Source organism: Streptomyces plumbidurans (genome assembly GCF_019857225.1).
Taxonomy (GTDB): Bacteria; Actinomycetota; Actinomycetes; order Streptomycetales; family Streptomycetaceae; genus Streptomyces; species Streptomyces plumbidurans.
The window spans coordinates 1-11,942 of sequence record NZ_JAFJSY010000098.1 but is presented as its reverse complement, the minus strand read 5'-3'; the positions used below and the strand labels follow the sequence as shown (position 1 = coordinate 11,942).

Here is an 11,942-nt window from a genome sequence, read left to right as displayed (position 1 = left end):
TGTCCCCGCGCTGTCGATCACGAGCAGCGCGGGGAGGCGTGCCCGAGCGGCCGAAGGGAACGGTCTTGAAAACCGTCGTGGCAGCGATGTCACCGTGGGTTCAAATCCCACCGCCTCCGCACGACGAGCAGTGAGAGCGGCCCCTGACCTGAGTGTTCGGTCAGGGGCCCTTTTTTTGCCCGCAGCCACCGTGGCAGGCCCGTTGTTCCCCGTGGGTTCCGGCCCTTCGGGCACAGGCGGTGCGTCTGAGTAGCTGTGCTCATGTGCGGTGCCTGCCAGGTCGGCATGCTGGGTGGCATGCGATCAGCGGGATGTCACCAGCGGACGGAATGGTGGTGCGCGTGAGGCCCGGAGGTGATCCGTCGACCGGCGAGCAGGTCGGGGTCAGCGTGGCGCTTCTCGTCATCGACCTGATGGTTGTCGCCTATTTGCTGTTCATCCGCTACGGGATGACCGGCTGGGCCGACGGCTATGACAGCGGCAATCCGCCCGAGGCGCCCGGGGAGGCGCTGCGGGGTATGTGGCTGCTGGCAGGGGGCGCAGTCGTCTCGGGCGGTGGTCTCCTTGTACTGGGATGGCGTATCCCGGGCGTCGTTCAATTGGTTGTCCTGGGAACGGGAGCAGGACTGCTCGCCTGCCTCGCCGCTGGCGGCTAGCGCCTGCCGACCCACCTCACTCCACCACGGGCTATCGCCTTGACCGTGGCCCGGTCCATACGTGACTGAAACCCGTGCAGCTGGGGACCTGACGTTCAGGTCGGGTTCGGTGTTCCCATGGGGCCGGTCCGGTCAGGCTCCTCCGGTTCAGAGTGCGAGACGGAGGAGCCGCCCTCGCGGGTCATGAGAGCGTGCCCTGTTCGCAGATCAGGCGGGCCACCTCGCGCAGTTTGATGTTTCTCTCCTGCGAGTAGCGGCGCAGCACGTCGAAGGCCCCGTCCTCGGTGAGGTCGTGGCTGCCCATGAGGATGCCCATGGCCTCGCCGATCATGTGGCGGGTGCCGAGGGCCTGTTCCATCTGGGCGTGGGTGCGGGCGCTGGAGAAGGAGACCGCGGCGTGGGAGGCCAGCAGCCAGCCGGCCAGCTCGCCGGCCTCGGTGAAGGCGCCGGGGCGGCGGGAGTAGATGTTCAGGGCGCCGAGTTCCTCGTCCTCGGTGTAGAGCAGGAAACCCATCATGCTGCCCACGCCGAGCCGCTGCGCCCGGGGCGCGTAGTCGGGCCAGCGCGGCTGTTCCCGGGTGAAGTCCGGGATACGGAAGACCCGTTCGCCGTCCTTGGTGCGGGCGGCGTCGAAGCACGGTCCCTCGCCGAGCTGCTCCTGCAGGCGGTCGCTGTCGATCACGAGCTTGTCGGTGGGCGCCAGCGTCCGCACCTTCTTGTCGTGCAGCATCAGGATCCCGGCGGCGTCACAGCCCTCCACCAGCTCGACCGCCGAGCCGGTGATCCGCTCCAGGGTGGCGTCGACCGATGTCTGCGCCAGCAGGTCCCGCGCCAGCGTCGCCATCTGCTGCGCGAAAAGGGCCCAGTCCATCAGAGCATTCACCTCCCTGCCCGTAGGTCCGCCCCGGGGAGCCGTATACCCACCCTTTCACGCGCGCCCCACGGCGCGAGGCGGGTTCGGAGCCCGCCTCGCGCCCGCAACTGCGCGGAGGCAGCGCCCGGGTCAGGTCAGGTTGATCTCCGGCCGGTACATGTCCAGCCACTGTGCGAGGTCCAGCACCCGTTCCAGGCCGCGCCGTCCGGCCTGGGTGCCCACCGGTTCGTCGCGGTGGGCGAGGCGGGCCAGGCGGTCGGGGTCGACGAGGTCGAAGACCCGGTGTGAAGGCTGGGCCAGCAGGTCCTTGGCCTGGTCCTGGAGGGCCACGGCGTACTTGGGGTCCTGGGTGGACGGGTACGGGCTCTTGACCCTGTCGTAGACCGACTTCGGGAGGACGTCGGCGGTCGCCTCGCGCAGCAGGCTCTTCTCGCGGCCGTCGAAGGACTTCAGCGCCCAGGGGGTGTTGTAGACGTACTCGACGAGCCGGTGGTCGCAGAACGGGACCCTGACCTCGAGCCCGACGGCCATGCTCGCGCGGTCCTTGCGGTCGAGCAGGATGCGTACGAACCGGGTGAGGTGCAGATACGACATCTGCCGCATCCGGAACTCGAAGTCGCTCTCGCCGTCCAGGCGTTGGATGCCGGTGACGGCGGTGCGGTAGCCGTCGGCGACATAGCCCTGCAGGTCGAGCGAGTCGAGCAGGCCGGGGCGCAGCACCTCGGCGTCCTCGCCGAAGTGGCGGCTGAACTGCACCAGCCAGGGGAAGGTGCCGCCGCGGCGGGCCTCCTCGTCGAAGAACTGGAGGTAGCCGCCGAAGACCTCGTCGGCGGACTCGCCGGACAGGGCGACGGTCGACCGGTCGCGGATGGCGCGGAAGAGCAGATAGAGCGAGGCGTCCATGTCGCCGAGCCCGGCGGGCAGGTCGCGGGCCCTGATCACCTTGGCGCGCACCTCCGGGTCGGCGAGCGCCTGCACGTCGAGCACGATGTCCTGGTGCTCGGTGCCGGCGGAGCGGGCCACGTCGTGGACGAACGGCGTGTCGGGGGTGCCGCGCAGTTCGTCGGCGACGAAGTTGTCGCTCTGGCCGACGAAGTCGACGGCGAAGCTGCGCACCTTCTCGCCGTGTTCGCCGAGCTGTCGGGCGGCCAGCGCGGTCATGGCGGAGGAGTCGAGACCGCCGGAGAGCAGGGTGCACAGGGGCACGTCGGCGACGAGCTGGCGGCGCACGATGTCGTCGAGCAGGGAGCGGACGGTGGCGATGGAGGTGTCGCGGTCGTCGGTGTGGGGCCGGGTCTCCAGCTGCCAGTACGCGCGCCGGTGCACGCCCGAGCGGTCGACGGTGACGACGGTGCCGGGTTCGACCTCCGCCATGCCCTCCCACACGGCGTGCCCCGGCGTCTTGATCATCGTGAACAGCTCGCGCAGGCCGTCGAGTCCGACGCGGGCGGGGGCCAAGGGGTTGGCCAGGATCGCCTTGGGCTCGGAGCCGAACAGGACGCCGTCGGGGGTGGGGTAGTAGTAGAAGGGCTTGATGCCCATGCGGTCGCGGATCATCACCAGCTTGTCCTCGCGGCCGTCCCACACGGCGAACGCGTACATGCCGTTGAGCCGTTCGGCGACCCGCTCGCCCCATTCGAGATAGCCGTGCAGGACGACCTCGGTGTCGGAGTCGGTGGTGAAACGGTGGCCGCGGGCGGTCAGTTCGCGGCGCAGCTCGGTGAAGTTGTACGTCTCACCGGAGTACACGAGCGCGACGCTGCCGTGCGGGGTGTCGGACGCCATCGGCTGCCGGCCGCCGGGCAGGTCGATGATCGCGAGCCTGCGGTGCCCGAGGGCCGCCGGGCCCTGCACCCAGGTGCCGCGGTCGTCGGGGCCGCGGCAGGCCATCGTCTCGGTCATTGCATCCAATACGGCCGACTCGGTCCGCAGGTCGCGGTCGTAGGAGATCCAGCCGGTGATGCCGCACATGTGGTGCCTCCTGATACGGGTCTACCCCCGGGCACCTTCTGACGTGCGGTTTCCCGTGCGCAACGGCGACCCGGCAGCAAACAAGATGTAATTGACATCTATATGCGAGGGTGCGTCCTGCTCGGGAGATGGTCAACACGGCCGTAACGCGCGCGGGTGCCGGACCCCGGTGGTTTCGGCCTCACTTTGCTTGCGCGAAACCTGTCGGGCCCTGCGGGGGCGGGCCTGTCCCGCCAGGAATCGGCCACAGGCAAAATCTTCGCAGCGGGATTTCACAGTTCGAGGTCGCGTGCCAGCCGCTCCCAGTCCACTCCCCGCAGCGAGGCCTCCGCGTCGCATTCCGAGGGGATCCGGGTGCTCTGCTGGAACCACACGACCGTCAGGGCCGAGTGGTGCAGGACCGGGTCGTGGGCGGGCTCCAGGGCCGTGGAGCGGAAGGAGCCCACGCAGGCGACGGGCGGCAGGATCTCGACCGGGCCGTACGCGCCCGCGTACTGGTCGGGGTGCTCACGCCGGGGCGGGACGAAGTGGATCGGCGTGGTCGGGTAGGTGCGCTCGGCGGAGCGCAGCAGCTCCTCGATCACCAGGTCGTTGACCGGCTTGCAGGGGTAGCCGTCCGGCATTCCTCCGTACGTCGACGCGAACCGCAGCTCGGCCAGGTCGACACAGCGGCCGGAGGCGAGGACCACGCGGGTCAGCGACATGGTCCGCACGCCAGGGCGGTGGTGCATGGAGCTCCTCATGGTTCGCGCGCTGCCACGGCCTGTCCGTGAGTCTCACGGCCTGCCCGTGGGTCTCACGGCCGATGGCCCGTCATCCGGGCCGCCGACGCGATCGTCGCCCTCGCCTCCCGTTCGGTCAGTCCGGTGTTGAGGGCCGCCTCGACCAGGGGATCGACGAGCGCCGGGCCGATGCCGTCCTCGTAGGCGCGGCAGGCCGCCCAGAACAGTCGGGTGTTGCGCTGGCCCTCGTGCGCGGCGAGCACGAACTGCACGAGCCCCTGGCCGTGGTCGCCGACCGAGGTCGGGGTGACGCCGTAGCGGCGCGGCGGCGGCAGCAGCAGCCGGAGCAGGGAGGGCGGACAGGCCGCCGGGGCGAGGTGGGCCGTGCCCGGCGCCGTGCCGTAGACGCCGTGCTCGGTGCGGGAGCCGGGGCCCACGAGGTAGCCGCCGGCCCCGCGGATGTCGATGCCGGGCGCGAGCCGGCCGGCCGAGTTGGGGATGACGACGTCCGGCGGGCCGCTCAGCCAGAGGTGACGGCCACCGCTGGGCGTGAGGACGACCACTGTGTCGGGGATGGTGAACAGATGGCGCAGCGCCAGCTCGCGCAGCGCCGCCGAGGAGTCCGTGTCCGACTTCGTGTCGAGGTCGACACCGATCAGATGGTGCGGCGGGAGACCGCACGCGATGCCGTACCCGGTCGCCCAGGGGGCCGCGGCGAACAGCTCGCGGATGCGTGCCGGGTCGGTCGAGGCGTCGTACACCCCGTGCCCGAGGCGGCCGCACTCGCCGTGGCAGCGTCCGGGATCGGGGTCGTCGCGGTGGGGGGAGCGGAGGGCCGGAAGCTTCGTGCGGGACAGGGGTATGACGGCCAGCCCGCGCTCGGCGGCTGACAGGGCGTGTGCGAGGGCCAGCGTCGTGGCCTGCCGGTCGGTGGTGGCCATGCCTCTATGTTCGTACGTACGTTCGAAAAAGGGAAGCGGAAATCGCACGCGACGCGCCCGGGACCGGGAGGTTGGCCGGAAAAGTGGCGGAGCGGTTCTCCTCTTGCGGCGCTTGAGGGCGGACCGTCCCGACTGTCCCGGCTGTTGCGAAAAAGGGCATTGGAAGTCGCGATAGGGGTTTATCGACTTGTCGTAGCACTTGAGGGGGAATCACGGCTTCCAGGGTGGTTCGCCGGGGTTCCGGTGGGCAACTCTGATCTTGCGACGTCGAGCACAACACCGAGGCGGTCGGCCAACTGCCTTGGTATCAGCCGTACTTCACGTGGTGTTCTGGAGGAACAACATGGCAAGCATCCGTACTGCCCGCGTCATCGCCGCCGTCTCCGCCCTTCCGCTGGCAGCCGCTCTGTTCACCGGCGTCGCGGCGGCGGACAACGGCGCCATCGCGGACAACGGATCGAACGCGGGTGTCGCCAGTGTCGTCGGCAGCGGTGTCGGGCACGACAACAGCGGCAACTCGTCCACCACGCAGCAGAACGCTGTCGGCAACGGCGCCTCGAACCAGAGCAACACCGCCCAGGTGAAGGGCTCCGCGTTCACGGCCGTCAACCAGGGGAACAGGAACGTGGCCATCAACTTCAGCGAGCTGTGGTGAGCCGACGCCCCTGAACACAGGGGCCGGGGTGCGCATGGGGTGCAGGGCGTCTGTGCGGCGGTGCTTCGGCACCGCCGCACAGGCGTTTTCGCGTACATGAAAGTGACCTTGACACGGCATCGGATCTGACGGACAGTCAGAAACCATCGCCGGTCGAGGAGGTGTGGTCGTGGACGACGAGCTGGGGGCACGGCTGAAGGTCTACGAGGGGCGTGCCGCCACCCTCACCGGAACGGGCCGTGACCCCGTCAACCTGCCGATGATCCGGCACTGGTGCGAGGCGATGGGGGACACCAACCCCGCCTACACCGGACCCGGCGCCATCGCCCCGCCCACCATGCTCCAGGCCTGGACCATGGGCGGCCTCGCCGGTCACGAGGGGCGCGCGGCGGCCCACGACGAGATGTTCGCCCTGCTGGACGCGGCCGGCTGCACCTCGATCGTGGCCACCGACTGCGAGCAGGAGTACCTGCGTCCGCTGCGCCCCGGCGACGAGGTCACCTTCGACACGGTCATCGAGTCGGTCTCGGCCCGCAAGACGACCAAGCTCGGCACCGGGTACTTCATCACCACCCGCACGGACGTCCGCGTGGGCCCCGAACTCGTGGGCACCCACCGCTTCCGCGTCCTCAAGTACGCCCCGGCCCGCCCCGCGCAGCAACCCCCGCCCCGCCCCCGCCCCGTCGTCAACCGCGACAACGCCGGCTTCTGGGAAGGCGTCGCACGCCACCGCCTGCTCATCCAGCGCTGCACCGCCTGCGCCGCCCTCCGCCTCCCCTGGCTGCCCGGCTGCAACGCCTGCGGCGGCCCGGACTGGGACACCGTCGAGGCGAGCGGCGAGGGCACGGTGTACTCGTACGTCGTCATGCACCACCCCCCCTTCCCGGCCTTCGACCCGCCCTACGCGGTGGCCCTGATCGAACTCGCCGAGGGCGTGCGGATCATCAGCAACGTGGTGGGGGTGCCGTACGACAAGGTGCGCATCGACATGCCGGTGCGGCTCGAATTCCGGTCGTACGACGATGAGTTGGTGCTGCCCGTGTTCCGCGTCCGGGAGGAGGTCGCCGTATGAGAGCCGGTGAGGAGCTGCCTCCGCTCGAGATCCCCATCACCCGCACCCTGATCGTCGCCGGTGCCATCGCCTCCCGCGACTACCAGGACGTGCACCACGACGCCGAGTTGGCCCGGCAGAAGGGCTCCCCGGACATCTTCATGAACATCCTGACGACGAACGGCCTGGTCGGCCGCTACATCACCGACCACTTCGGCCCGGCGGCCGTCCTGCGCAAGGTGGCCATCCGGCTGGGAGCGCCCAACCACCCCGGCGACACCATGGTGTTGACCGGCACGATCGAGGAGGTCGACGGCGACACGGCGACGGTCCGCGTGGTCGGCGCGAACGGCCTCGGCAGCCATGTCACGGGCACGGTGACCGTCACCGTCCCATCGGACACGGTTCTTTCCGGGGGTGCGTGATGAGCGTACGCACGAAGGACGCGCTCGGCGGGCGCGCCGCGATCGCCGGCATCGGGGCCACCGAGTTCTCCAAGGACTCGGGGCGAAGCGAGCTGCGGCTGGCCGTGGAGGCGGTGCGGGCCGCGCTCGACGACGCGGGCCTCGCGCCCGGCGACGTGGACGGGATGGTCACGTTCACCATGGACACCAGCCCCGAGATCAGCGTGGCCCAGGCCGCGGGGATCGGCGAGCTGTCCTTCTTCTCCCGGATCCACTACGGCGGCGGGGCGGCCTGCGCGACGGTCCAGCAGGCGGCGCTCGCCGTCGCCACCGGGGTGGCCGAGGTCGTCGTCTGCTACCGCGCCTTCAACGAGCGCTCGGGCCGCCGCTTCGGCTCCGGGGTGCAGCAGCGCGAGCCCTCGGCGGAGGGCGCCGCGCTCGGCTGGGCGCTGCCGTTCGGGCTGCTGACCCCGGCCTCCTGGGTGGCGATGGCGGCCCGGCGCTATCTGCACACGTACCACCTGACCCCGGAGGCCTTCGGGCACGTGGCCGTCGTCGACCGGAAGTACGCGGCGACCAACCCGGCCGCGTACTTCCACGGCCGCCCCATCACCCTCGCCGACCACGCGGCCTCGCGCTGGATCGTCGAGCCGCTGAGGCTGCTGGACTGCTGCCAGGAGACCGACGGCGGCCAGGCGATCGTCGTCACCTCAGTGGAGCGGGCCCGCGACCTGCGGCGCCCGCCCGCGGTCGTCGCGGCGGCGGCCCAGGGGGCAGGCCGGCGCCAGGAGCAGATGACGAGCTTCTACCGCGACGACCTCACCGGCCTGCCCGAGATGGCCGTGGTGGCCCGCCAGCTGTGGCGCACCTGCGGTCTGACGCCCGCCGATCTGGACGTGGCGATCCTCTACGACCACTTCACGCCGTTCGTGCTGATGCAGCTGGAGGAGTTCGGGTTCTGCGGCAAGGGGGAGGCGGCGGACTTCGTGGCCGGGGAGTCGCTGCCGCTCAACACGCACGGAGGGCAGCTCGGGGAGGCGTACCTGCACGGGATGAACGGGATCGCGGAGGCGGCGCGGCAGATCCGCGGGACGGCCGTCAACCAGGTGCCCGGGGCCGAGCGGGTACTGGTGACGGCGGGGACGGGAGTGCCGACCTCGGGCCTGGTCCTGACCGCGGACGACTGACCGCCGGAGGCACCCCCCAGGGGTCATCCCGCAGTACCCCCGACCCGCTCGTCCACCTTCAGGAGGTGCAGCCACCTCCACCCCTACAACCTGAGGCGGACCCGGCTTCGGGACCTGCGGCCGATCCGCCGAAGGGGCTCTCGCTCCTAGCGTTGAGCCATGACCACACCCGTCTGCACCCGCGCATCGAACGCCGCCACGCCGGCGACGCAGACCCTGCCGTACCCGTCGTTCGCGTCGTACGTCAGGGCCCGGCAGCCGGTGCTGCTGCGCACCGCCCGGTCGCTCACCGCGAACCCGAGCGACGCGGAGGACCTGCTGCAGACCGCGCTCACCAAGACGTATGTCGCCTGGGAGCGCATCGAGGACCACCGGGCGCTCGACGGCTACGTACGCCGCGCGCTGCTGAACACGCGCACCTCGCAGTGGCGCAAGCGCAGGGTCGACGAGTTCGTGTGCGAGGAGCTGCCCGAGCCGGAGCCCGTGCGCGGCGGGGACGACCCGGCCGAGCAGCAGGCGCTGCACGACGCGATGTGGCGGGCGATCATGAAGCTGCCCGCACGGCAACGGGCGATGGTCGTCCTCAGGTATTACGAGGACCTCAGCGAGGTGCAGACGGCCGAGGTGCTCGGCGTGTCCGTGGGCACGGTGAAGTCGGCGGTGTCGCGCGCGCTGGGCAAGCTGCGCGAGGACCCCGAACTGGTCCGGGAGCGGTAAATCCGTCGGACCCTAGTGACATACCGCGCGGTATGTGCGCAGAATCAGCGCATCCCTACCGCCGCGTAGGCAATGTCGCCATGGGAGGACGCCGTGCTGAGCACGATGCAGGACGTACCGCTGCTGATCTCGAGAATCCTGACCCACGGGTCCACGGTCCACGGGACCTCACAGGTGACCACCTGGACCGGGGAAGGGGAGCCGCACCGCCGCTCCTACGCCGAGATCGGGGCCCGCGCCGCACAGCTCGCGCACGCCCTGCGTGACGACCTCGGCGTGACGGACGCCGACCGGGTGGCGACCCTCGCCTGGAACAACGCCGAGCACGTCGAGGCGTACTTCGCGATCCCGTCCATGGGCGCCGTACTGCACACGCTCAACCTGCGGCTGCCCCCCGAGCAGCTGTCGTTCATCGTCAATCACGCGGCCGACAAGGTCGTCATCGTCAACGGCTCGCTGCTGCCGCTGCTCGCCCCGCTGCTGCCGAGGCTGCCCACGATCGAGCACATCGTCGTCACCGGCCCCGGCGACCGCTCCGTCCTCGACGGCGCGAGCGCCCAGGTCCACGAGTACGAGGACCTGATCGCCCCCAAGCCGACCAGCTACGACTGGCCCGAGCTGGACGAACGCCAGGCCGCCGCCATGTGCTACACCTCCGGCACCACCGGCGACCCCAAGGGCGTGGTCTACAGCCACCGTTCGATCTATCTGCACTCCATGCAGGTCAACATGGCCCAGTCGATGGGCCTGACCGACGAGGACACCTCGCTGGTGGTGGTCCCGCAGTTCCACGTCAACGCCTGGGGCCTGCCCCACGCCACCTTCATGACCGGCGTCAACCTGCTGATGCCGGACCGCTTCCTGCAGGCCGCCCCGCTCGCCGAGATGATCGAGTCCGAGCGTCCCACCCACGCGGCGGCCGTCCCGACCATCTGGCAGGGCCTGCTCGCCGAGCTGAAGGCCAAGCCGCGCGACGTCTCCTCCCTCACCCAGGTCACCATCGGCGGCTCGGCCTGCCCGCCCTCCCTCATGGAGGCCTTCGACAGTTTGGGCATGCGGGTCTGCCACGCCTGGGGCATGACGGAGACCTCCCCGCTCGGCACGGTCGCCCGTCCGCCGGCCCACGCGGTCGGCACCGACGAGGAGTTCGCCTACCGCCTCACCCAGGGCCGCTTCCCGGCCGGCGTCGAGGCCCGCCTGACCGGTCCCGGCGGTGAACGCCTGCCCTGGGACGGCGAGTCGGCGGGCGAGCTGGAGGTGCGCGGCAACTGGATCGCGGGCGCCTACTACAACGGCCCCGACGCCGAACCCCTGCGCCCCGCCGACAAGTTCAGCGAGGACGGCTGGCTGAAGACCGGCGACGTCGGCACGATCAACCCGGAGGGCTACCTCACCCTCACCGACCGCGCCAAGGACGTCATCAAGTCCGGCGGCGAGTGGATCTCCTCGGTGGACCTGGAGAACGCGCTGATGTCCCACCCGGACGTCGCCGAGGCCGCCGTGGTCGCCGTCCCCGACGAGAAGTGGGGCGAACGCCCGCTGGCCACCGTCGTCCTGAAGGAGGGCGCGAGCGCCGACTTCACCTCCCTGCGAGCCTTCCTCGCGAGCGACGTCTGCAAGATCGCCAAATGGCAGCTCCCCGAACGCTGGACGATCATCGAGTCGGTCCCGAAGACCAGCGTCGGCAAGTTCGACAAGAAGGTCCTCCGCCGCCGCTACGCCGAGGGCGACCTGGACGTCACCCAGCTCTGACACCACCCGCTCGCGGTGCCGGGGTGCGGGTCAGTTGGTGCCGATCCGTGACAGCAGGTCGACGATGCGGCTCTGCACCTCGGCGCTGGTGGAGCGTTCGGCGAGGAAGAGTACGGTCTCGCCGGAGGCCAGGCGACGCCGTCCGCTCGCGGTGCCGGGGTGTGGGTCAGTTGGTGCCGATCCGCGAGAGCAGGTCGACGATGCGGCTCTGCACCTCGGGGCTCGTGGAGCGTTCGGCGAGGAAGAGTACGGTCTCGCCGGAGGCCAGTCGCGGCAGGTCGGCCTGGTCGACGGCGGCGGTGTAGACGACGAGCGGGGTGCGGTTGAGCTGGTTGTTGGCGCGCAGCCAGTCGACGATTCCGGCCTGGCGCCGGTGCACCTGCATCAGGTCCATCACCACCAGGTTCGGCCGGAGCTGCCCCGCCAGGGTCACCGCGTCCGCGTCGCTCGCGGCCCGCGCCACCTGCATCCCGCGCCGCTCCAGCGTCGCGGTCAGGGCCAGCGCGATCTCCGCGTGCTCCTCGATCAGCAGCACCCGCGGCGGGTGCTGCTCGCTGTCCCGCGGCGCGAGCGCCTTCAGCAGTACGGCGGGGTCGGCGCCGTAGGCCGCCTCGCGCGTCGCCTGCCCCAGGCCCGCGGTCACCAGCACCGGTACCTCGGCGGCCACCGCAGCCTGACGCAGCGACTGCAGCGCGGTCCGGGTGATCGGACCGGTCAGCGGGTCCACGAACAGTGCGGCAGGGAACGCCGCGATCTGCGCGTCGACCTCCTCGCGCGAGTGCACGATCACGGGACGGTAGCCGCGGTCGCTCAGCGCCTGCTGGGTCGTCACGTCCGGCGCGGGCCACACCAGCAGCCGACGCGGGTTGTCCAGCGGCTCGGGCGGAAGCTCGTCGTCCATCGGCTGCGGCCGCGGCGGGTCCGCGATCTCCACGGCACCGCCCGGACCGTCCAGCGGCTCGGGCCCCTCGGCGGCGTTCTCGTCGGGCGCCCCTATGGCGTACGACCGCCC

The 11,942-nt window shown here is 70.8% G+C and carries 12 protein-coding genes and 1 tRNA gene; 8 read left to right on the top strand and 5 right to left on the bottom strand.

The genetic code is table 11. The annotated features are described in order from the left end of the window. Nucleotides 1-32 precede the first annotated feature (32 nt). Nucleotides 33-119: transfer RNA gene (locus JYK17_RS36135), tRNA-Ser, on the top strand. Nucleotides 120-311: 192 nt separating this feature from the next. Next, nucleotides 312-656: a DUF6234 family protein gene (locus JYK17_RS36130; RefSeq protein ID WP_234548024.1), complete on the top strand. Its 345-nt coding sequence runs from the start codon at nucleotides 312-314 to the stop codon at nucleotides 654-656. A 181-nt stretch (nucleotides 657-837) separates the two neighbouring features. On the opposite strand, the gene JYK17_RS36125 is transcribed toward JYK17_RS36130, so the two are convergent. The 4 genes from JYK17_RS36125 to JYK17_RS36110 all read right to left on the bottom strand — a co-directional run bounded on the left by JYK17_RS36125 (nucleotide 838) and on the right by JYK17_RS36110 (nucleotide 5,164). Further along, on the bottom strand, nucleotides 838-1,527 hold the full coding sequence (locus JYK17_RS36125) for a GAF and ANTAR domain-containing protein (protein ID WP_128802371.1): 690 nt from the start codon (nucleotides 1,525-1,527) through the stop codon (nucleotides 838-840). Nucleotides 1,528-1,659: 132 nt separating this feature from the next. After that, entirely contained in the window at nucleotides 1,660-3,501 is a 1,842-nt protein-coding gene (gene asnB / locus JYK17_RS36120; RefSeq protein ID WP_222812044.1) for an asparagine synthase (glutamine-hydrolyzing), read from the bottom strand. 272 nt (nucleotides 3,502-3,773) lie between these two features. Continuing rightward, nucleotides 3,774-4,232, bottom strand: coding sequence for a hypothetical protein (locus tag JYK17_RS36115; protein WP_108010283.1), 459 nt, complete (start codon nucleotides 4,230-4,232; stop codon nucleotides 3,774-3,776). A 65-nt stretch (nucleotides 4,233-4,297) separates the two neighbouring features. Continuing rightward, nucleotides 4,298-5,164 (bottom strand): bifunctional DNA primase/polymerase, encoded by an 867-nt coding sequence (locus JYK17_RS36110; RefSeq protein WP_108010281.1) that lies wholly within the window; start codon nucleotides 5,162-5,164, stop codon nucleotides 4,298-4,300. Nucleotides 5,165-5,507: 343 nt separating this feature from the next. On the opposite strand from JYK17_RS36110, the gene JYK17_RS36105 reads away from it, so the two are divergent. From JYK17_RS36105 to JYK17_RS36080, 6 genes are all read left to right on the top strand, one after another. Next, on the top strand, nucleotides 5,508-5,819 hold the full coding sequence (locus JYK17_RS36105; RefSeq protein ID WP_016436956.1) for a hypothetical protein: 312 nt from the start codon (nucleotides 5,508-5,510) through the stop codon (nucleotides 5,817-5,819). Between the two features lie 169 nt (nucleotides 5,820-5,988). Beyond that, the gene (locus JYK17_RS36100) at nucleotides 5,989-6,891 is read left to right on the top strand and encodes a bifunctional MaoC family dehydratase N-terminal/OB-fold nucleic acid binding domain-containing protein (RefSeq protein ID WP_108011074.1); all 903 of its coding nucleotides are present in this window, start codon (nucleotides 5,989-5,991) and stop codon (nucleotides 6,889-6,891) included. Continuing rightward, nucleotides 6,888-7,295, top strand: coding sequence for a MaoC family dehydratase (locus JYK17_RS36095; protein WP_108010279.1), 408 nt, complete (start codon nucleotides 6,888-6,890; stop codon nucleotides 7,293-7,295). Before JYK17_RS36100 ends, JYK17_RS36095 begins: the two co-directional genes overlap by 4 nt. Beyond that, entirely contained in the window at nucleotides 7,295-8,461 is a 1,167-nt protein-coding gene (locus JYK17_RS36090; RefSeq protein WP_222812043.1) for a lipid-transfer protein, read from the top strand. Before JYK17_RS36095 ends, JYK17_RS36090 begins: the two co-directional genes overlap by 1 nt. 159 nt (nucleotides 8,462-8,620) lie before the next feature. Beyond that, nucleotides 8,621-9,178, top strand: a complete 558-nt coding sequence (locus JYK17_RS36085; RefSeq protein ID WP_108010275.1) for a SigE family RNA polymerase sigma factor — start codon at nucleotides 8,621-8,623, stop codon at nucleotides 9,176-9,178. Between the two features lie 72 nt (nucleotides 9,179-9,250). After that, the gene (locus tag JYK17_RS36080; protein WP_222812042.1) at nucleotides 9,251-10,930 is read left to right on the top strand and encodes a long-chain fatty acid--CoA ligase; all 1,680 of its coding nucleotides are present in this window, start codon (nucleotides 9,251-9,253) and stop codon (nucleotides 10,928-10,930) included. A 166-nt stretch (nucleotides 10,931-11,096) separates the two neighbouring features. Here JYK17_RS36080 and JYK17_RS36075 read toward each other — a convergent pair. Further along, nucleotides 11,097-11,942 (bottom strand): response regulator (locus tag JYK17_RS36075; RefSeq protein ID WP_372465370.1); only part of this gene is annotated, 846 nt, incomplete at its 5' end.